This is a genomic window from Gemella sanguinis ATCC 700632, from assembly GCF_000701685.1.
GTDB classification, from domain to species: Bacteria; Bacillota; Bacilli; order Staphylococcales; family Gemellaceae; genus Gemella; species Gemella sanguinis.
Map to the genome: position 1 here is coordinate 22,890 of NZ_KL370814.1, position 21,883 is coordinate 44,772.

Annotated in this window: 14 protein-coding genes and 1 pseudogene; 3 read left to right on the plus strand and 12 right to left on the minus strand. The window is 31.8% G+C overall.

The window, feature by feature from the left end:
• The 11 genes from T369_RS0108380 to gnd form a co-directional block, all read right to left on the minus strand.
• On the minus strand, positions 1-4,923 hold a 4,923-nt coding region (locus T369_RS0108380), incomplete at its 3' end, for a YSIRK-type signal peptide-containing protein (RefSeq protein WP_162164970.1).
• Positions 4,924-5,281: 358 nt separating this feature from the next.
• Complete coding sequence (gene eno, locus T369_RS0108385; RefSeq protein ID WP_031554267.1) at positions 5,282-6,598, minus strand: phosphopyruvate hydratase; 1,317 nt, start codon at positions 6,596-6,598, stop codon at positions 5,282-5,284.
• 53 nt (positions 6,599-6,651) lie between these two features.
• Positions 6,652-7,416 (minus strand): triose-phosphate isomerase, encoded by a 765-nt coding sequence (gene tpiA, locus T369_RS0108390; RefSeq protein ID WP_031554274.1) that lies wholly within the window; start codon positions 7,414-7,416, stop codon positions 6,652-6,654.
• Positions 7,417-7,448: 32 nt separating this feature from the next.
• Complete coding sequence (locus tag T369_RS0108395) at positions 7,449-8,645, minus strand: phosphoglycerate kinase (RefSeq protein WP_006364125.1); 1,197 nt, start codon at positions 8,643-8,645, stop codon at positions 7,449-7,451.
• A 95-nt stretch (positions 8,646-8,740) separates the two neighbouring features.
• Positions 8,741-9,748 carry a type I glyceraldehyde-3-phosphate dehydrogenase gene (gap, locus tag T369_RS0108400; RefSeq protein ID WP_006364124.1) on the minus strand — a complete coding sequence of 336 codons (1,008 nt, stop codon included), beginning with the start codon at positions 9,746-9,748 and terminating at the stop codon, positions 8,741-8,743.
• A gap of 15 nt (positions 9,749-9,763) precedes the next feature.
• Positions 9,764-10,810, minus strand: coding sequence for a sugar-binding transcriptional regulator (locus T369_RS0108405; protein WP_031554279.1), 1,047 nt, complete (start codon positions 10,808-10,810; stop codon positions 9,764-9,766).
• A 196-nt stretch (positions 10,811-11,006) separates the two neighbouring features.
• Positions 11,007-11,645: a hypothetical protein gene (locus T369_RS0108410; protein WP_031554281.1), complete on the minus strand. Its 639-nt coding sequence runs from the start codon at positions 11,643-11,645 to the stop codon at positions 11,007-11,009.
• Between the two features lie 148 nt (positions 11,646-11,793).
• A complete protein-coding gene (locus tag T369_RS0108415) occupies positions 11,794-12,756 on the minus strand; it encodes an asparaginase (RefSeq protein ID WP_031554284.1) in 963 nt (320 codons plus the stop codon).
• A 13-nt stretch (positions 12,757-12,769) separates the two neighbouring features.
• Positions 12,770-13,345, minus strand: coding sequence for a beta-class carbonic anhydrase (locus T369_RS0108420; RefSeq protein WP_031554287.1), 576 nt, complete (start codon positions 13,343-13,345; stop codon positions 12,770-12,772).
• A gap of 155 nt (positions 13,346-13,500) precedes the next feature.
• Positions 13,501-14,895 carry a glucose-6-phosphate dehydrogenase gene (zwf, locus tag T369_RS0108425; RefSeq protein ID WP_081821915.1) on the minus strand — a complete coding sequence of 465 codons (1,395 nt, stop codon included), beginning with the start codon at positions 14,893-14,895 and terminating at the stop codon, positions 13,501-13,503.
• The gene (gene gnd, locus T369_RS0108430) at positions 14,867-16,282 is read right to left on the minus strand and encodes a decarboxylating NADP(+)-dependent phosphogluconate dehydrogenase (protein ID WP_233417897.1); all 1,416 of its coding nucleotides are present in this window, start codon (positions 16,280-16,282) and stop codon (positions 14,867-14,869) included. Before gnd ends, zwf begins: the two co-directional genes overlap by 29 nt.
• A gap of 505 nt (positions 16,283-16,787) precedes the next feature.
• On the opposite strand from gnd, the gene aldA reads away from it, so the two are divergent.
• The 3 genes from aldA (at position 16,788) to T369_RS0108445 (ending at position 21,561) form a co-directional block, all read left to right on the plus strand.
• Positions 16,788-18,239 (plus strand): aldehyde dehydrogenase, encoded by a 1,452-nt coding sequence (gene aldA, locus T369_RS0108435; RefSeq protein WP_031554297.1) that lies wholly within the window; start codon positions 16,788-16,790, stop codon positions 18,237-18,239.
• Between the two features lie 395 nt (positions 18,240-18,634).
• Positions 18,635-19,978 carry a sodium-dependent transporter gene (locus tag T369_RS0108440; protein ID WP_031554301.1) on the plus strand — a complete coding sequence of 448 codons (1,344 nt, stop codon included), beginning with the start codon at positions 18,635-18,637 and terminating at the stop codon, positions 19,976-19,978.
• Positions 19,979-20,199: 221 nt separating this feature from the next.
• A complete protein-coding gene (locus T369_RS0108445; protein WP_031554304.1) occupies positions 20,200-21,561 on the plus strand; it encodes an Nramp family divalent metal transporter in 1,362 nt (453 codons plus the stop codon).
• Between the two features lie 153 nt (positions 21,562-21,714).
• On the opposite strand, the pseudogene T369_RS09535 reads toward T369_RS0108445, so the two are convergent.
• Positions 21,715-21,883 (minus strand): annotated as a pseudogene (locus T369_RS09535) (transposase); the annotation flags it as partial.

Consider the following 21,883-nt stretch of genomic DNA (forward strand, 5'->3'; position numbering starts at 1 on the left):
TGCTTCTTCTACCGCTTTATTGTATGCAGCTTGCTTGTCTGCATCAGCGTTGTAGTATTTAGAATTTGTATCTTTTGTACTACTTTCGTCAGCTAAGTTTTGTAAAGCTTCTTTATTTGTATCTGCTCCATTTAACGCACTTTTCGCTGCTTGTAGTTTAGCTTTCGCTGCATCTACTTCTTCTTGTGATACATTTTCTTTAGCTAATACAGTTTTCGCTTCTTCTACTGCTTTATTATACTCAGCTTGTTTGTCAGCATCTGCATTGTAGTATTTAGCATTACTATCTTTTGTTTTACTTTCATCAGCTAATGATTGTAGTATTTCTGTATTAGTTTTATCTCCATTTAACGCATCTTTTGCTGCTTGTAGTTTAGCTTTTGCTGCATCTACTTCCGCTTGCCTTACATGATCTCTAGATAATGCTTTATTAGCTTCTTCTATTGCTTTATCATAAGCTTCTTTTTTGTCTGCATCTGCATTGTAGTAATAGCTATAACCATTTTTCATTTCACTATCTTTGACTAATTCTGATAATTCTTCAATATTTGTATTTTTACCATTCAATGCATTTTTAGCTGCTTCTAATTTAGCTTTAGACGCGTTTATCTCAGCTTGTGTTACATTTTCCTTAGCTAATACCGCTTTTGCTTCTTCTACCGCTTCATTATATGCATCTTGTTTTTCAGTATCTGAATTGTAGTAATTAGGGTTATAATCTTTTCCGTCACTTTCATCAGCTAAACTTTGTAGTGGAGCTTTATTAGTATCTTTACCATTTAATGCTGTTTTTGCCGCCTCTAATTTGGCTTTCGCGGCATCTATTTCTGTTTGAGTTGCATTTTCTTTAGCTAACACTGCTTTTGCCGCTTCTACTGCTTTATCATATTCTGCTTTTTTAGCCGCATCTGCATTATAGTATTTAGAATTACTATCTTTTGTATTACTCTCATCAGCTAATACTTGTAGTCTTTCTTTTTGAGTTTTATCACCATTAAGTGCATCTCTTGCCGCCTGTAATTTAGCTTTTACAGCATCTACTTCTTTTTGAGTTGCATTTTCTTTAGCTAAAACTTGTTTGGCTTCTTTTACCGCGTTATCATAGTCAGTTTTCTTAGCTGTTTCCGCATTATAGTATTTTGCATTACTATCTTTTGTATTACTTTCATCAGCTAAACTTTGTAATGGAGCCTTATTAGTATCTTCTCCATTCAACCCTGCCTTAGAAGCTTCTATAAATTCAATCAATCCATCTAAGTCTTTTTGAGTAAGTGAACTACCTTTTCCTTGGTTAGCTCCATGAATTTTTGCAAATTCGGCACTTTGATCATATTGTTTCTTAGCACTTTCATCTGCATTATAATATTTTGGACTATTTTTTACTTCATCTATTTCATTATACAGTGGCCAGAATTTAGAAAAATCAGTATCTTTTCCATCCAATGCAGCATCTGTTTCTAGTACTTTTGCTTTTGCCGCATCTACTTCTGCTTGTGTTACATTTTCTTTTAATAATAGTTCTCTAGCCGCTTCTACTGCATTATAATGCGCTTCTTGTTTTTCTTCTGTTGCATTATAACTTCTACTAGAACTATATGTTTTCCACGATTCATCAACTAATTTCTTAAGTTCTTCAGAATTAGTTTCTGTTCCATTTAACGCATCTTTTGCTTCTTGCAATTTAGCTTTCGCTGCATCTATTTCTTTTTGTGTTACATTTTCTTTCGCTAATACTTTTTTAGCTTCTTCTTCAGCTTTATCATATGCTAATTTTTTCTCAGGATCAGCATTGTAGTACGTAGAATTACTATCTTTTTCATTACTCTCATTTACTAAAATTTCTAGTTTTTCTTTAGTAGACTGATTACCATTTAGAGCTTCTTTTGCTGCATCTATTTTTTCTTTTGCTGCATCTATTTCAGCTTGAGAAATGTTTTCTCTACTTAATAGTTCTTTCACATCTTCAATAGCTCTATCATACGCAACTTTTCTATCGTCATCAGCATTATAGTATTTTTCATTGCTATCTTTGCTATTACTTTCATCTACTAGAGTTTGTAAATCTTCTCTACGTATTCTATCACCGTTTAAGGCATCTCTTGCAGCTGCTAATTGTTTTTTCGCAAGATTAACTTCTTCTTGTGTCGCTTTTTCTTTTGATAAGACTTTTTGAGCCTCTTCTACAGCTAAGTCATAAACAAATTTTCTAGAGTCTTCTGCTTTAGTATATTTGTCTTCCTTAGTTTTATTTTCTAAGTCTTTTACTAATTTAGATAATTCAGATTTATCTGTTTCCTTACCATCTAATGATTTTACAATATAATATAAGTAACTTTCTATTCCTCCTACATCACTCTGTGTTACATTTTCTTTTGTTAGTAATGCCTTAGCATCTTTTATACGTTTTTCATATAATGCTCTTTTCTCTGGATCTGCATTATAAAATTCGTGACTATTTAAAACTGATTCTTCTTTATCTATATAGGCTTGTAATCCTTCAAAATTAGTTGGTTGTCCATCTAATTCATTTTTTGCTGTTTCTAATTTAGCTTTTGCTGCATTTATTTCATCCTGTGTTGGATTTGCTTTAGCTAATACTGCTTTTGCTTCTTCTACCGCTTCATCATAAGCTATAAATTCTCCGCCAGAAGCATTATAGTATTTATAATTTGTATTTTTAGAATTACTTTCATCTACTAATTTTTGTAGAGCATCTTTATCAGTTGCTTTCCCATCTAAATCTTCAATAATTTCTTTAAGATTTTTTACTGTTTCATCAACATTTTTTTGGTAAGCTTCTGGGTTACTTGCTAATTTCTTAGCTTCTTCTATTGCATCATCATATTCTTTTTTAGCTGCTTCACTAGCATTAAAGTATTTAGGGTCGTTATGCATAGTATTTTGAGCTGCTATTAGTTTATTTAACTCTTCATAATTTGTTGGTTGTCCATCTAATGCATTTTTAGCCGCTTCTACTTCTTCTTTCATTTTATCAATTTCAGTTTGAGTAGCATTTGGTTTAGCTAATGTTTCTTCTGCTTTTTTCACTGCATTATAGTAATTTAACAATGCATCTTTACTTGCATTATAATACTTAGGATCTTTTGTTACTTCATCAGAGTTACTTAATTCTACTAATTTTTGTAATTTTGATTTATCTGTTTGCGCACCATTTAATGCATCTTTTGCCGCTTGTAATTTAGCTTTTGCTGCATCTGTTTCTTTTTGAGTTGCATTTTCTTTTGATAATACTTGTTTTGCTGCTTCAACTTCTTTATCATATGCAGCTTTTTTATCTGCGTCTGCATTATAATATTTCGAATTTTCTTCTTTATTTTCTGTTGCTAAATTTTGTAATTCAGCTTTATCTGTAGGACGACCAGTTAATTCACCTTTAGACTCTAACGTAAATTTAATTAATTCATTAATACTTTCTTGTGAAGTATGGTTATCTTCACCATTATCTAGACCTTCAATTACTGCTTTTACATCATCTATATTTGCTTCATAAGCGCTTTGTGCTACTTCGTCTGCATTATAATATTGTGGACTATTTTTTATTGAGTCAATCTCATTATAAAGCTCTCTTAATTTTGAATAATCAGTTGGTTTTCCATTTAATGCATTTTTCGCAGTATTGATTTTTGCTACAATAGCATTTATTTCTGCTTGTGAAATAGGTGCTTTCGCTGCTTTTGTTTTCCCTTCAGCTATAGCATTATTATAGGCAGTTACTTTGGCTTTATCAGTTTCATTATAATATTTCGCATTTGTTTCTTTAAATTCTGCATCAGCATTAATTAAATTATTTAATTGACCTTTATTTGTTACAGCAACTTTTTGCAATTTTTTAACTTCTAGTGTAAGGTCATTTGTTACATTATTAGTTATAGTCTGATTTGATCTTCTATCAGCTAAAACTTTTTTTGCTTCTGCCAACGCTTTGTCTAATGCATTTCTTTGAGCTGGTGTTGCATTTAAATAATGCTCACTATTTTTAATTGTATCTCCAGTAGCAATCCATCCTTTTAGTCCTCTAATATCAACTCCAGGAAGGGCTCTCGTATCTCTATCGCTATCTGTTTCTTTTTCTTCTCTTTTAGCTATTTCTTTATTTTCAAGTTGTTTAGCTAAAACTTTTCCGATAATATTATTTACTTTGTTAGTAATATCATCAACTTCATTTTGATCTGTATTTCTTTTGTACAGTACAGAGTTAGCTTCTATAATAACATTACTTAAAGAATTTTTACTTTTTTCATCAACATTTTCAGCATTTTGTAATTCAGTTGCTTCTTTTACAGCAACCTCTAACATAATTTTATCTACTTCTTCAGTTGCTTCTTGATTAGATTCAACATTTTTATTTGTTTCTTCTTTTTTAGCAACTTCAGGAGCATTCTCTGATTCTTTATTACTAGATTCTTCACTTGCTAATGATTTTCTACCTCTTTTTTTATTAGGTATCTCTGTATTAACATTTTCTTCACTAGCTACTTCTTTTTCTGTTACTTCTTTTCCTGTAGTTTCTTGATTAGTTAGTTCTTTATTAACAGTTTCTTTATTAGCAACTTCTTTTCCTGTCACTTCTTTATTAGCAACTTCCTTATTTGTTGTTTCTTTTGAAGTAGGTTGCTCAGTTACTACTGGTTTACTATTAATTTGTTGTGTATTTTGATTATTACCTAGCGTTGAATTATTTTCTTGTTTAATTTCTATTTTATTAGTGCTAGTTTCTTCAGTTACTTCTGCAGCATGAGCAACACTGCCCATACCAAAGAAAATAGATGCTGCAACAGCTACCGATGCTGTTCCAACAGTGAATTTTTTTATAGAGTAACGCGTTACTTTTTCTCCATCTTTTTCTAGGTGTAGTTTATAATTATTTTTCCCTATCATAATATATATTTTTCCTTTCTCCATACAATCTTTTTCTTTACGATTATACATATAAAAACGCCATTTTCTATTATCCTATATTAGAGCGTTTTTGTCTATTAAAAAATACTAAATTAATAATAATTTTACATATTTTTTTTAAAAATAATTACTAAAGCATTCATACCGTATATACAGGCGATTATGAGTATTTTTATAAATTCATTTCTTTTATTTTTTATTTTATTAATCTGGTATTTAATAAAATTTTATAATAGAAAATACTTGATTATTCTTATTTATAATTACTTGAATTATTTTAAATATTATTCACTCCTTAGATCACAAAAGAAAAGAGCTAGTAACCTAAGTTACTAGCCCTTAATTGACATATACTATTTTATTAGCGTTTGATGTTGTAGAATGCTTGTACACCTGGGTATTCAGCTGTTACATCTAATTCATCTTCAATACGTAATAATTGGTTGTATTTAGCAATACGGTCTGTACGGCTAAGAGAACCTGTTTTAATTTGTCCTGCGTTAGTTGCAACTGCGATATCTGAGATTGTAGAATCTTCAGTTTCACCAGAACGGTGAGAGATAACAGCTGTGTAACGAGCACGTTTAGCCATTTCGATAGCATTTAGAGTTTCTGTTAATGTACCGATTTGGTTAACTTTGATTAAGATTGAGTTACCAACACCTTGTTCGATACCTTGTGATAATTTTTTAGTGTTTGTTACGAATAAATCGTCCCCTACTAATTGTACACGGTCACCGATACGTTCTGTAAGTAATCTCCATCCTTCCCAGTCGTTTTCATCCATACCATCTTCGATAGTAATGATTGGATATTTGTTTACTAATTCTTCTAAGTAATCTACTTGTTCAGCTGAAGTACGGCTTGCTCCACCTTCACCTTCGAATTTAGCATAGTTATAAACTCCGTTTTCGTAGAATTCTGATGAAGCACAGTCGAATCCTAAGAATACATCTTTACCTGGTTCTAAACCAGCAGCTTTAATAGCAGCTAAGATTGTTTCAACAGCATCTTCAGTTCCTTCGAATGTTGGAGCGAATCCACCTTCGTCACCTACTGCAGTTGATAATCCACGAGCGTGTAATAATTTAGCTAAGTTGTGGAATACTTCTGCTCCCCAACGTAATGCTTCTTTGAATGTAGGTGCTCCTACTGGTAAAATCATGAACTCTTGGAATGCGATTGGAGCATCTGAGTGAGATCCACCATTTACAATGTTCATCATTGGAGTTGGTAATTCTTTAGAGTTAGTTCCTCCTAAGTATCTGTATAGAGGTACTCCTAATGCATCAGCTGCAGCGTGTGCTACTGCTAAAGATACACCTAAGATTGCGTTAGCTCCTAGACGTCCTTTGTTTTCAGTTCCGTCTAATTCGATCATAGCGTAGTCTATTCCTACTTGATCAAATACGTCGAATTTACCTTCTAATAATGGTGCAATTTCTTCATTAACGTTAGTTACAGCTTTAGTTACACCTTTACCTAGGTAACGTCCTTTGTCTCCATCACGTAATTCAACTGCTTCATATTGTCCAGTTGATGCTCCTGATGGTACTAATGCACGTCCAAATGCACCTGATTCAGTTGTTACTTCAACTTCTACAGTTGGGTTACCACGTGAATCTAAAACTTCTCTTGCATATACTTCTGCGATAATATCAAATGTTTTTGCTAACATTAACTTTCTCCTTATTGTTTAAATTTATATTATTATATTATTTTTACCTTAAATTAAGCTAATTTTCCACCTTCTAAAAGTGCTAAGAAAGAATCAACTTTTAGAGATGCTCCACCTACTAATGCTCCATCTACGTCTGGGCATGCTAAGTATTCTTTTACATTTTCAGGTTTTACTGATCCACCGTATTGAACACGAACTTTATCAGCTACTTCTTTTCCGTAAAGTCCTTCTACGATATCACGAACTGCTTTACACATTTTTTGTGCATCTTCTTTAGTTGCAGATTTACCTGTTCCGATAGCCCAAATTGGCTCGTAAGCAACTACTAATTTTTCAGCTTGCTCTTTAGTTAACCCTGCTAAATCAGCTTGTAATTGAGCAGTAATAACATCTACAGCTTGACCTGCTTCGTATTGTTCTAGTGTTTCACCACAACATACGATAGGCACTAATCCATTAGCAAATGCTGCTTTTGTTTTTTTGTTAATTAGTTCATCAGTTTCACCGAAGTATTCACGGCGTTCTGAGTGTCCTAGTATAACATATTTTACTCCTAAAGCGTTTAATACGTAAGGAGAAGTTTCCCCTGTGTATGCTCCGCTTTGTTCGAAGTGACAGTTTTCAGCACCGATGCTTAATTCACTATCTTTAGTTAATTCTACTAAAGCTTCTAAGTGAGTAGCTGGTGCACAGATTGCTGATTCTACGCTAGTAGCTGCTGGTACTTTTCCTGCAACTTCTTTAGCGAATTCACGAGCTTCTGCAACTGTTAAATTCATTTTCCAGTTTCCTGCTATAAATGGTATTCTTGTCATATATTTCACTCTCCTTGAGTTTTCTTTTATTATTATTTATCTGATAATGAATCGATACCTGGTAATACTTTTCCTTCAAGATATTCTAATGAAGCTCCTCCACCTGTTGAAATGTGAGAGAATTTTTCAGCATATCCTAAAGAAATCGCTGCCGTAGCACTATCTCCACCACCGATAATAGTAGTAGCACCTTCTAAGTGTGCGATAGCTTCACATACCCCAATAGTACCTTTGGCAAAGTTTGGCATTTCGAATACACCCATTGGTCCATTCCAAATTACAGTTTTTGCACCTTGTAAAGTGTTTTTGAATAATTCAACAGATTTTGGTCCGATATCTAATCCTTCTTCATCTGGTTGAATATCATTTTCTGCTACACGGCTAGGTGCATCATTTGAAAATTCTTTAGCAACTACTGTGTCAACTGGTAAAATTAGTTTATCTCCTGCTTTTTCCATAAGTTCACGTGCGTAGTCAACTTTGTCATTTTCACAAAGTGATTTACCGATTTCCTTACCTTGGGCTTTCATAAATGTATAAGCCATACCACCACCGATAATTACTTTATCAGCTTTTCCTAGTAGGTTTTCGATAACTGCAATTTTATCAGATACTTTTGCTCCACCTAAGATTGCAACTAGTGGACGTTCTGGATTATCTACTGCACCACCGATAAATTTAATTTCTTTATCAACTAAGAATCCTGATGCAGAGTTTCCTTCACCAATGTTAGAAGCGATACCTACGTTTGATGCGTGAGCACGGTGAGCCGTACCGAATGCATCATTAACATATACATCTCCTAATGAAGCCCAGTATTTAGCAAGTTCAGGATCATTTTTAGATTCTTTCTTACCATCTACATCTTCAAAACGAGTGTTTTCGAACATTAAGATTTCTCCATCTTTAAGTTCTTTTACAGCTGCTTCTAATTCAGCTCCACGAGTTTCAGGTACGAATTTTACTTCTTTACCTAATAATTCTGATAATCTTTTAGCTACAGGTGCTAAGCTTTTAGATGCTTTATCAGCTTCTTCTTTCACACGTCCTAAGTGAGAGAACGCAACTACTTTTGCACCTTGGTTTAAAGCATACTCAATAGTTGGTAATGCTGCTGTAATACGATTATCGTTAGTAATTTCACCATCTTTTAAAGGCACGTTGAAGTCAACACGCATTAAGACAGTTTTCCCTTGTAAATTACCTAAGTCTTTGATAGATTTCTTCATGGAAAGCTCCTTTATTATTTATTAGAATATATGAGACAAGATATAAGCTTTTTAAAACTTATATCTTATCTATTCATCCTATTATATATTATAGATTATTTTATTAATCCTGCAAAGTATTTTAATGTTCTTACTAATTGAGAAGTGTAAGACATTTCGTTGTCGTACCAAGATACAACTTTAACTAATTGTTTGTCTCCAACTGTTAATACTTTTGTTTGAGTAGCATCGAATAATGATCCAAATTCAATTCCTACGATATCAGAAGACACGATTGGGTCTACATTGTATCCGAATGATTCGTTAGAAGCAGCTTGCATTGCAGCGTTAACTTCTTCAGCTGTTACAGTTTTTTCAACTACAGCTACTAATTCAGTTAATGATCCAGTTGGTACTGGTACACGTTGTGCAGCTCCATCTAATTTTCCGTTTAATTCTGGAATTACTAATCCGATTGCTTTAGCAGCACCAGTTGTGTTAGGAACGATGTTTTCAGCTGCTGCACGAGCACGACGTAAGTCTCCACCACGGTGAGGAGCGTCAAGAGTGTTTTGGTCTCCAGTGTATCCGTGGATTGTAGTCATTAATCCTTCAACTACTGTGAAGTTATCGTGTAAAGCTTTAGCCATTGGAGCTAAACAGTTAGTTGTACAAGAAGCACCTGAGATAACTGTTTCTGTTCCATCTAAAGTTTCGTGGTTTACGTTGTATACGATAGTTTTGATGTCATTTCCACCTGGTGCAGAGATAACAACTTTTTTAGCTCCTGCTTGGATGTGAGCTTCAGCTTTTTCTTTAGAAGTGAAGAAACCAGTACATTCTAATACTACGTCAATTCCTAATTCTCCCCATGGAAGTTCAGCTGGGTTTGGATTAGCAAATCCTTTGATTTCTTTACCGTTTACGATTAGGCTTCCGTTTTTCTCAAATACTTCACCTTGGAAACGTCCTTGAGTTGTATCATATTTTAATAAGTGTACTAATTGGTTAACTGGAGTTAAGTCGTTAATTGCTACAACTTCAATTCCTTCTACGTTTTGAATTCTTCTTAATGCTAGACGTCCAATACGTCCAAATCCGTTAATTGCTACTTTTACTGTCATTTTATAAAAGTCCTCCTATTTTATTTTATTAACTTTATTTATAATTTTTTTGCAAATTGCCTCATCAATAATTAGTGTCATGTTTGCAGGTTTAGTATTTAAATAACTAAATACCGCATCCGCTTTATCTTCACCACCAACTATTGTAAAGACATTATCAATGCCATTAACATCTTTAAAACTCATACCTATAGTAGAGGTTTTAAATACTTCACTGCCGCTCTCATCAAAGTAACTTCCGAATGATTCACAAACAGCTTTTTTCTCTTCCAACACCTTCAAAATTTCTTTAGATGATTTTCTTCTATAAGCCATTTCAAAAGCATTCCCTATACTATGGATAATTATTGATGTTTTGCTTATGACATCCAAAGCATTTTTTACAACTGGTTCTTTTTTCAGTTCATCTAATGCTTTTTGTCCTAAGTTATCCGGTGCATGTAACAGTTGATATTTATTTCCAGAATTTCTAGCCATTTTTGACGCTATATTATTCGCTTGATATTCTGTATTTACAACGGATAAGCCACCTCTTATAGGTGTTATAGTGACATCTTTACCATAACCAAATGTTTCATCAGTTTTACTAGTTACATAGTACATTGTACTTCCACCACTAACACCAATTACGCACTCTTTGGTAATTTTTTCATTAACCTTATCTAAAAGAAGTTCAGTCATTTCTTCTCTAGTACCTTCATTATTTATGAAGTCACCCGCAATTATATGTACTTCTTTTACTGAAAAGTGTTTTCTTAATAGTTTCTTTTCTTCTGCGAACGCATCGTTAACTAGCGAGTCTTTTATTTCTAATAAAAGTTCTTCACCTTTTTCTGTGATACGCATTCCAGTTGATTTTTTAATAATTAAACCTAATTTAGATAACACTTCACATTCAGTTCGTAATTGCCTTTCTGTCATATCTACAAAATTTAATAGTGTCTTTCTTCCAACAGGTTGATTAACCTTAATCGTAAGTAATAGTGCATATCTACTATTAAATTTAGCAAACATCTCAGGTATAAGTTTATTTTGCATATGTAACAAATGTAAAATATCCATCTTCTTATTCCCCTATGTAATTGAAAGTTTTATTATGTTTCTCACTTCAATTTTTATTTCGCTGGACGCTTTTCGTCCTGTTCGGTCGAAAAACGACCAACTTGAGGTAAAAAAATAAACTTTCTGATTAGATTATAACAAACGAATCTTGAAAAATCAAGAGTTTAAGCTAAAAATCTATCAAAAAATTTATTTTCTATTTTAAAACCGCTAACAATTCAACTAATATAATGAAATAGAAGACAAAAATCATCTCATATTCTTTATAATCTACTGGTAAATCTGAAATATATTGACTTGGATAATCAAGTTCTACTTCTTTTTTAAGCCCCTCTATTTTAATATTATTAAGATTGTATCTATCTAATATTAGACTTAGCTCTTTTGAATTATAGTAAAATATTTTTTTAACTTTTGAGAAGAATACACCATCTACTTGTGTAATATTTTCTATTACTGATAATACAGACATAAAGTGCTTCTCTGCGTTTTTTGTATCTTTACTAATTGTACTATAAAGATGTTCTAGTATTTGAGCTGGAATTTGATATCTTAATTCTAAGCTATTTATATTTAGAGCGTCAGTATCAACTGTTTTTTTCGTTTTAATTTTTTTATTAGTTTGTTTTATCTCTTCCGCTTTTTTTGACTTCTCTTTTTTATCAACGAAAACTACAAACTTATCTTCTATATCTATAATTTCCTTCTTAGAAAAATTTAATTCCCCTACTTTTTCTATAGTTTTTTCTTGATCTAACTTTTTATAAGGACGTTTAAATTTATCTCCATCTAATAGATAAAAACCTCTATATGATTTATGATATTTAAATTTCAATGTTACACCTCTTTTCAAACTAAAATCCCTTTCTATACTACCATATTTAGAAGAAATATTCAACTTTGTAAAGATTTTCTCTATATAGTTATCCTTTTTTATAAAAAAATAGCGTAATATATTAATTTTATACTACGCTATGTTTCTATTAAAATAAATCTCTTAATTTTGAATTTTCTATACCCTCTTCTAATAAAACAAGTAGTTTTATTCTAGCTTTTTGACCACTTAGACCTGTAGTGAAAATTACGCCATTTTGATGGAATCTTTTTCCTCCACCTTCATAGTCATATACATCTTGTGTGACTCCGTTAAATGCACGTGATACAAATACAACTGGCATGCCACTTTCTAAACATTTTATAACTGCGGGAACTGTTTTAGGAGGGAGATTTCCTGCACCAAGAGCTTCAATAACTAGACCATCTGCACCAAGCTCTCTTACAGCATCTATAAGCTCACCACTCATTCCGGCATACGCTTTTAATAAATATACTTTTTTACTATTTTTTCTAACATCATAATGTTCTTGGTTAATGAGTTTTTGGAAGTAAATAACTTCATTTTTTGAAACTAATCCTACAGGACCAAAAGTTGGTGTTTGGAATGTTGCTACATTAGTTGTGTGAGTTTTAGTCACGTATGTAGCAGTATGTGCCTCATCATTCATAACAACTAGAACACCTTTATCTACACTCTCATCACTTGCTGCAACTACAAGAGCACTACGTAAATTAGCTAAACCATCTGACCCTATCTCATTACTAGAACGCATAGCACCAGTTATAACTATAGGAATATTTACATCTAAAGTTAACTCTAGATAATATGCAGTTTCTTCTAGTGTATCAGTTCCATGAGTAACTACAACACCATTATATCCTTCTTCAACAGCTTTTAAGATTCTTAATTTAATCCCTAACATTTCTTTTTCAGTAATTTGAGGAGAAGGCAGATTGTATAGTACCTCTACATCTATATCTCCTATATAAGAAAAAATATTGCCACCTTCATTTAAAGGATTATCTTTATTAGGTGATACCTTCCCCGTAGTATGATCTTCACTCATAGAAATAGTTCCACCAGTATTTATAACTAAAATTTTTTTCATGTTATTCTCCCTTCTAGTCTTTTATATTATCATAACCATTTACTACTAAATCCACTTTCCCATCATCTGGATTAATAACTAGCCCATGAACAGGAACATCATTCGGAATAAGTGGGTGATTACATATCATGTTAACATCATGCGTTACACTTTCTTTAACATCATCAAAACCATGTAACCATTTGCTAAGGTCTAAACCTGAATATTGGAGTATATCTAGTGTTTCTTCTGATACTCCACGTTCTTTCATTTTTTCTAATATTAAATCAGTATTAATATTTTGCATACCACAATCATGGTGGCCCATTACTATAATCTCATCAGCTTTTAACATATGTACTGCAATAATTAAACTACGCATAATAGAACCAAAAGGATGTGTCAGAATTGCTCCAGCATTTTTTACTACTTTAACATCACCTTGGGATAAATTTAGTGATTTCGTCGCAAGCTCAACTAATCTAGTATCCATACAAGTAAACATAACTACTCTTTTTGCCGGATATTTATCTTCTGTTTTATATTTTTGGTATTCTTCAAATTTCACAAAATACTCATTATATTCTAGCATAGAATCTAATAATCTCATTATTATTCTCCTTATTGCAATTTATATTTTTGTTTATATTTCATTATACTACAATTTTCCCTTTAACGTAAACTCAAGATTATTATATTTTTATAAATGTATATTAAAAAGATATATTCCATAGTTAATAAACTACAGAATATATCTTTCCTATATTACTTCTTTATCCAATTCACAAACTCATCCGCTTCTTTTGGCCCCATAGAACCTTGAGGATAAGTATATAAAGGAGCTCCTTGTTCATGGTACTTAGCTAATAAATCATTAACAAAAGTCCAAGATACTACTATTTGATCCCATTGTGAGAATAGCGATCTATCTCCTTTGAAGCATGCATATAGTAGTCTTTCATATGCTTCAGGAGTATTCATTCTATTTTCTAATATACAACTCTGACAAAAATCTAATGATATTGGTTGAAGTTCTTGTTCAGTTCCAGGTTTTTTCGCATTAAACTGGAAGTATACTCCTTCATCTGGTTGTATTTTTATAACTAATACATTCCCAGGAGCATTATCGATAGATTTAAATTGAACTACTACTTGTGTTTCTCTATCGCCTAATTTTTTACCTGTTCTTATGAAGAAAGGTACTCCATCCCAGCGTTCATTATCAACAAATAGTTTTAACGCTGCATAAGTTTCTGTTTTAGAATCTTTAGATATATTTTCTTCATCTAAATATCCTTCATATTGAGCCATAACTAGGCTATCATTAACATTGTCTATAGGTTTAATCGCAGAAAGAAGCTCAAGTTGACTATCATGTATTCCTTGGCTACCTTCTTCTTTAGGCTCTTCCATTGCAACTATAGATAGCACTTGTAGTAAATGGTTTTGCACCATATCTTTTAAAGCTCCACTTTTGTCATAATAGCTAGCTCTTGTTCCTACTCCTACTGTTTCCGCAGCAGTAATTTGGATATTTTCTACAAAATCTTTATTCCAGATTCCTTTAAAGATAATATTTTTAAAGCGAAGAGATAGTATATTTTGGATCATCTCTTTTCCTAAATAATGATCTATGTGATAGATTTCATCTTGTCCGAAGAACTCAGCTAGCTCATCATTTAACATTCCCGCTTTTTCTAAGTTTTCACCAAATGGTTTTTCTACTATTACTTTTGCATTGTTTTCAGAACAATATTTTTTTAATCCTCTTGTAATTGTAAGGAAGAAAGATGGTGCAACCGCATAGTAATACACGTGTTGATCTATGCGCATTAGATTATAAAACATTTGTAATATGCGATATTCCTCTTCATCTGTCATGTCCATCTTGAAGTAAATTATTCTTCGAGAATATGAGCTAAATTGTTCCTCATCAAATTTTGTTCTAGCATGTTCTTTTACCCAATCACGAGCTATCTCTATATATTGATCAGGTGTATATGGTCTACGACCAATTACAATAATTTTAAATTCGTCATCTAGTTGCCCAAGGACATCTAGATTATATAACGCAGGTAATAATTTTCTATATGTTAGGTCTCCTGTCCCACCAAATAGAGTTATTGCATTTCTATTTTTCATTGTTTCCAACCCAGTCATAGTGATAGTTACCTTCTTTATCAGTTCTTTCAAATGTGTGTGCTCCAAAATAATCACGTTGTGCTTGAATTAAGTTTGCTCCACTATTTGCAGTTGTGTAAATATCTAAGTATGATACTGCTGAAGTCATAGCACTTAATGGTAATCTGTTAGTAATAGCTAATGCAGCTACTTCACGTAAATTATCTTGTCTTGTTTCAATAATATTTTTGAAGAATGGGTCAAAAATAAGATTTTCTAATTTAGGATTGTTTTGATATGCTTCGATAATATTTTGTAAAATCTTAGCTTGGATAATACATCCTCCACGGAAGATTTTAGCTATTTGAGCATAATCAAATGTCCAATTATATTCTTTTTCAGCTGCTTGTAATAATTTAAATCCTTGAGCATAAGATACTATTTTAGAAATAAATAATGCATCTCTTACTATATCTTTAAGGCGTTCTTTATCACTTACAGTTTTATATGCTGGACGAGCAAATTCTTTTTCAGCTTTTACTCTTTCTTCTTTAAGGTTAGACATATATCTTCCGTTTAATGCTGCTGTAATTACTGAAACATCTATTCCTAAATCAATAGCTTGTTCATTAGTCCATTTACCTGTACCTTTTTGTTGAGATTTATCTAAAATTTTATCAACTAGGTATGAACCATCTTCTTCTTTTACTTTAAAGATATTAGCAGTAATTTCGATTAAATAAGATTCTAATTCACCTTTATTCCACTCTTCGAAAGTAGCTTGTAGTTCTTCGTTGCTAAATCCACCTAAGTGTTTTAGTACTTGATAAGCTTCAGAGATAAGTTGCATATCTCCGTACTCTATACCATTGTGAACCATTTTTACATAGTGTCCAGCTCCTCCTGTTGAAGTATAACTACAACATGGGATATTATTAACTTTTGCTGCGATAGCTTCTAAAATAGGACGAATTTCTTCATAAGCTTTTTCGTCTCCACCAGGCATTAATGCAGGACCGAATCTTGCACCTTCTTCTCCACCAGAAACTCCTACACCAAAGAAGTTAATTCCTTTTTCTAATAATAAATCATATCTTCTTTGTGTATCTTTGAAGAATGAGTTTCCACCATCAATAATGATATCTCCTTTATCTAAAAGTGGTGTTAATTGTTCGATTAAGCTATCTACTGCAAAACCAGCTTTTACCATTAAAACAACTTTTCTTGGTGTTTCTAGACTATCCACTAACTCTTGTAATGAGTATTTTCCTTCTACATTTTTGTGTGGGTGTTCTTCTAACATTTTATCAACAACTGATGTTGTTCTGTTAAACACCGCTACTTTGTACCCATTATCCGCAATATTTAATGCTAGGTTACTACCCATAACAGATAATCCGATAACTCCGATATTTTGTTTCATCAAACTGAACCTCCTAGTTTTTCTTACTATAAATTATACCACTAAATACATACATTATGCTAATACTTTTACTTAAATTTTTTTCATATTTTTGTTATTTTCAATACTATTTTTTTATAACTAAAACCTAAAAAATAAAATTTACTATTTTTCCATTTATTATTATACCTTACCCAATAAATACTATAGCAGTTTTAAGACAACTATTAATAACTATCTTTGTTATAGTAATTATATTAAAAACAATAATACAGTTTCTACTAAACCTTAATCTCCTTGTTAATTATGATTATATAAGTAAGCCAAACTATTGTTACTCTGAATATAAAAATTGTATTTCATTATAAATTTTTTTTTATAAATAAAGGTGTAAAGCTTTAAAAAATTAAAATATTAATTAAATTTGAGAAAAAATAGTTGTTTTTAGAATTTTTTTGCGATATAATTTACATATAAGTAATGATAACGTTTACTTTTATAATATATACATTCTAAGGAGAATTATGCTATGACTGAAGTTAGAGTTTTAAAAATGTTTATAAATGGAGAATTTGAAGAACATTTTAATCATGAGTATCTTAAAGTTTTAAACCCTTCGACAGAAGAAGTTATCGCTAAAATACCTGCTGGTAACTGTAAAGATGTTGACCGCGCTATTAACGCTGCTGATATCGCACAAAAATCATGGGAGAAACTACCAGCAATTGAACGTGGTGCATATTTGAAAAAAATTGCAGACAGAATTCGTCAAAGAGAACCTGAAATTACACAAGCAATCGTTGATGAAGGTGGTAAAACTTTTGAATTAGCAAAAGTAGAAGTACTATTTACAGCTGACTACCTTGATTATATGGCTGAATGGGCTAGAAGATATGAGGGAGAAATCGTTCAAAGTGATAGAAAAGACGAGCATATCTTAGTATTCAAACGCCCTCACGGAGTTACTACTGGTATCTTACCATGGAACTTCCCATTTTTCTTAATTGCTAGAAAAGCTGCACCTGCTCTACTTACAGGTAACACTATTGTTTTAAAACCAAGCCAACTAACTCCTATCAATGCTCACATTTTTGCTGAAATTTGTATCGAAGTTGGACTTCCAAAAGGTGTTCTTAACATTATTCACGGACGTGGATCTGTTGTAGGAAATAGATTAGCTTCTCATCCAAAAGTTGGATTAGTTAGCTTAACAGGTAGCCTTGCTGCAGGACAAGAAGTAATGCGCGCTGCTGCTGAAAATATTACTAATGTTTCATTAGAACTTGGTGGTAAAGCTCCAGCTATCGTATTTGCAGATGCAGATTTACACCTTGCTGCAAAAGCTATTATTGCATCACGTGTAATTAACTCTGGACAAGTTTGTAACTGTGCAGAAAGAGTATATGTTCACGAAAGCGTAAAAGAAGAATTCGAACAAATTTTATTCGCTGAATTAGATAAAGTTAAATTTGGTGACCCTAATAAAGAACGCGGATTAGACTACGGTCCACTTATCGAAAAACGTGCTCTTAAAAAAGTAATTGAAAAAGTATCTTACGCTGTTAAACAAGGGGCTACTCTTGCTTATGGCGGAGAAGTTGATAAAGAACAAGTTGGTTACTTCTACGGACCTACTGTATTAACAAATGTTACTAATGAAATGAGCATTATGAAAGAAGAAACATTTGGACCTGTTATTCCTATCGCTACATTTAGCACTTTAGATGAAGTATTAGAATATGCTAACGATTCTGAATATGGATTAACTTCATCTGTATATACTAATAATTTGAATACTGCATTCAAAGCTATTAATGGCCTAAAATTCGGTGAAACTTATGTTAACCGTGAAAACTTTGAAGCTATGCAAGGATTCCATGCTGGACGTCGTAAATCAGGTATCGGCGGAGCTGACGGTAAACATGGTCTAGAAGAATACCTAACTACTCAAGTTGTATACCTTCAATTAGATAACGAATAATCACACTCTATAAAAATAATAAAAGCTGTATAAATTAATTTTATACAGTTTTTTTATGCTAAAACATTTTCATTGTATTTTTTTCAGAAAATTATTGACAAATTTTCTGATAAATGTTAATATTTTATCAACAATTATTTAAGGAGCTACTCTCATGAAAATTTTAAACTTAACTAAAAGAGAATACTTTTTCGTGCCATTTTAGCAGCACTTATATCTATACTCATTGTAGATGTAAGTGCAACGAAGCGTCTACAATGGCTAGTTAAGTTTGTTTTCAGGCCATTGGTATTAAACTAAATGGCTTTGAGTATTAATATATATTTATTTAGAGCTATTTAGTTTAATACTAAATAGCTTTTTATTATTAACTATTCTTTAGGAGGAAAAATTTTATGTCAGAAAATTCAACATGGGGTTCAAAAATTGGTTTCATACTTGCATCTGCTGGTTCTGCTATTGGACTAGGAGCAGTATGGAAGTTTCCGTATATGACTGCAGCTAACGGTGGTGGAAGTTTCTTATTAGTCTTTCTAATTTTTACATTATTAATCGGTTTACCATTACTACTTGCAGAATTTGTTTTAGGTCGTGGTGCTGGTGTATCAGCTATTAAAACTTTCGGTAAATTAGGAAAAAATAAAAAATATAATATTATAGGTTATATTGGTGGATTTGCTTTATTTATACTACTTTCATTCTATAGCGTTATCGGTGGATGGATTCTTGTATACTTAGGTATTTCAATTGCGGATGCATTACACCTACACACTACTGTAGACCACGCAGCATTATTCACTAGTATTATTTCAAATCCATGGATTGCTCTTGGAGCTCAAGCATTATTTATTTTATTAAATATAATTATTGTATCTCAAGGTGTTCAAAACGGTATTGAAAAAGCATCTAAAATTATGATGCCTCTTCTATTCATTATTTTTATAATAATCATTATTAGATCACTTACTTTACCAAATGCAATGGCCGGAGTTACATATTTCTTAAAACCTGATTTTTCTAAGATTACTACTTCAGGTATCTTATTCGCACTTGGACAATCATTCTTCGCCCTATCTATTGGGGTTACAGCAATGTTAACTTATGCATCATATCTTAATAAAAAGACTGATATGGTTCAATCAGGTATCTCTGTTGTTCTTATGAACATTGCGGTATCTGTTATGGCTGGACTTGCTATTTTCCCAGCTATGTCATCTTTTGGTATGGAATCAGAAGGTGGACCTAGTCTATTATTCATAGTATTACCACAATTATTCAATAATATGGCATTTGGAAAAATATTCTATATTTTATTCTTAATACTATTCTTATTTGCGACTATTACATCTTCAGTTGTTATGTTAGAAATTAATGTCGGTAATATAACTAACCAAAGAAATACAAACAGAACTAAATTCAGTATCATTATTGGTATCTTAACTTTCATCGTAGGTATTCCATCAGCTTTATCTTATGGATCTTTATCAGATACTTTAATCTTTGGAAAAACAATCTTTGATCTTATGGATTTCTTAGTATCAAATATACTAATGCCACTTGGTTGTCTAGCTTTATCTATTTTCACAGGATATGTACTAGATAAAAAAGTCGCTATGAGAGAACTTCATGTTAAAGAAGACAATAAGACTAGCCTATTACTATTCAAATCTTGGCTATTCCTACTAAGATATATACTACCAGTTATTATTTTAGTTGTTTGTCTAGCACAATTTTTATAATATTTTAATACTATCATTAAAGCTCCTATTGAGTTTTAGTGATAGTTTTTTATTTACTATATTTCTTTTCATAGAATTTTCTAGTTATTTTCAAAATCAATTTACAATTTATTATTTTTATAGTACAATATTATTTATAGTTTTCTATAGGCAAAATTTTCGTCTTAGGGAAAGTGATGTTATAATTTTGTATTAACTATTAAATTCGAAAAGGTGATTGAATGTTTTTAAATAAATTTTTAAGAAAGAGTCAAGAAGAGTTAGAGGCTGCAAACCAACTATCTCTTCAAGAAATAAACAACACCGTAGAGATTCCAAAAGAAGGTAGTTTTTTAAAAAAAGTACTAGCTTATAGCGGACCAGGAGCCTTAGTAGCTGTTGGTTATATGGACCCCGGTAACTGGATTACTTCTATCGCAGGTGGTGCCCAATACGCTTATAGCTTACTATTCGTAATACTTATATCAAATCTTATCGCAATGTTACTACAGTCAATGTCCGTTAGACTAGGAATTGTTACTGGTATGGACTTAGCTCAAGCGACTAGGAAACATACCGGTAAGAAAATGGGATTTGTTCTTTGGATTATTACCGAGCTTGCGATTATGGCTACAGATATTGCTGAAATAATCGGTAGTGCCGTAGCATTAAAACTATTATTTGGTATACCTCTACTATTAGGTGTAATAATAACTATATTTGATGTATTTTTACTTTTATTATTAGCACATTTTGGTTTTAGAAAAATTGAAGCTATAGTATCTGCATTAATATTTACAATACTTATTATTTTCTTCTACGAAGTCTTATTAGCTAATCCTAATACTGGGGAGTTAATTAAAGGGTTTATCCCTAATAAAGATGTCGTAGGCAATAAAGGTGCACTATTTATCGCATTAGGTATTGTTGGGGCAACAGTAATGCCGCACAACCTTTACCTACACTCTTCTATTGTCCAAGCAAGACGTTACGATAGAAAAGATAACAATAGTAAAAGAGAAGCTATTAGATTTTCTACTATAGATTCTAATATTCAACTTTCAATTGCTTTTATTATTAACTGTTTACTACTAATTCTAGGTGCTGCATTATTCTATGGTCATGGTGATAGTTTAGGACGTTTTACTGATCTTTACAATGCTCTTCAAGATAGTAGTATAGTTGGAACTATTGCTTCACCAGTACTTAGCGTATTATTTGCTATAGCACTTTTAGCATCTGGACAAAACTCTACTATAACTGGTACATTGTCTGGTCAAATAGTTATGGAAGGTTTTATTCATTTGAGACTTCCTATGTGGGTTAGAAGAATGCTAACACGTGTAATAGCCGTAATGCCTGTTGTTATTTGTTTAATAATTTTTGGAGATAGTGAACAAGCTATAGAAAGCTTACTAATTTATACTCAAGTTTTCTTAAGTATCGCTCTTCCAATATCTATTATCCCATTAACACTTTATACATCAGATAAAAAACTTATGGGAGAATTCGTTATTAAACCATGGATGAAAATTCTTGCATGGATCTGTACAGTAATTTTAATAATTTTAAATTTCTGGCTAATAATATCAACATTTATATAAAAAATATAGAGTAGAGATAATCTCTACTCTATATCAGATTGTTGACAAAAATACCGAAATATCAAGCTAGTATTGATGTTATGGTATTTTTTTTCAAAAAAAATAAGCCTTAAGGCAAAAATTTAGTAGTATTAAGAGGTTTTATACCTCTCTTAATGCTATTGTTTTCATATTTTGAACGCAACAAGACAGCCAAGCGTACGACTGTACTTTGGCTTTTCCTCTATATTGTGCATACCTGTATCCGTGATTTTGTTTAGAATCCGCAAAGCTACGTTCTATTGTTTCTTTTCTTCTCTTATACAATAGTTTTCCTTCTTTT

Bases quoted from the DNA above. Each gene is read 5' to 3' on its own strand.
- T369_RS0108440 (WP_031554301.1), top strand. From the start codon at position 18,635: ATGTCAGAAAATTCAACATGGGGTTCAAAAATTGGTTTCATACTTGCA.
- gap (WP_006364124.1), bottom strand. From the start codon at position 9,748: ATGACAGTAAAAGTAGCAATTAACGGATTTGGACGTATTGGACGTCTA.
- T369_RS0108405 (WP_031554279.1), bottom strand. From the start codon at position 10,810: ATGGATATTTTACATTTGTTACATATGCAAAATAAACTTATACCTGAG.
- zwf (WP_081821915.1), bottom strand. From the start codon at position 14,895: ATGACTGGGTTGGAAACAATGAAAAATAGAAATGCAATAACTCTATTT.
- T369_RS0108415 (WP_031554284.1), bottom strand. From the start codon at position 12,756: ATGAAAAAAATTTTAGTTATAAATACTGGTGGAACTATTTCTATGAGT.
- aldA (WP_031554297.1), top strand. From the start codon at position 16,788: ATGACTGAAGTTAGAGTTTTAAAAATGTTTATAAATGGAGAATTTGAA.
- tpiA (WP_031554274.1), bottom strand. From the start codon at position 7,416: ATGACAAGAATACCATTTATAGCAGGAAACTGGAAAATGAATTTAACA.
- T369_RS0108420 (WP_031554287.1), bottom strand. From the start codon at position 13,345: ATGAGATTATTAGATTCTATGCTAGAATATAATGAGTATTTTGTGAAA.
- eno (WP_031554267.1), bottom strand. From the start codon at position 6,598: ATGTTAGCAAAAACATTTGATATTATCGCAGAAGTATATGCAAGAGAA.
- T369_RS0108395 (WP_006364125.1), bottom strand. From the start codon at position 8,645: ATGAAGAAATCTATCAAAGACTTAGGTAATTTACAAGGGAAAACTGTC.
- T369_RS0108445 (WP_031554304.1), top strand. From the start codon at position 20,200: ATGTTTTTAAATAAATTTTTAAGAAAGAGTCAAGAAGAGTTAGAGGCT.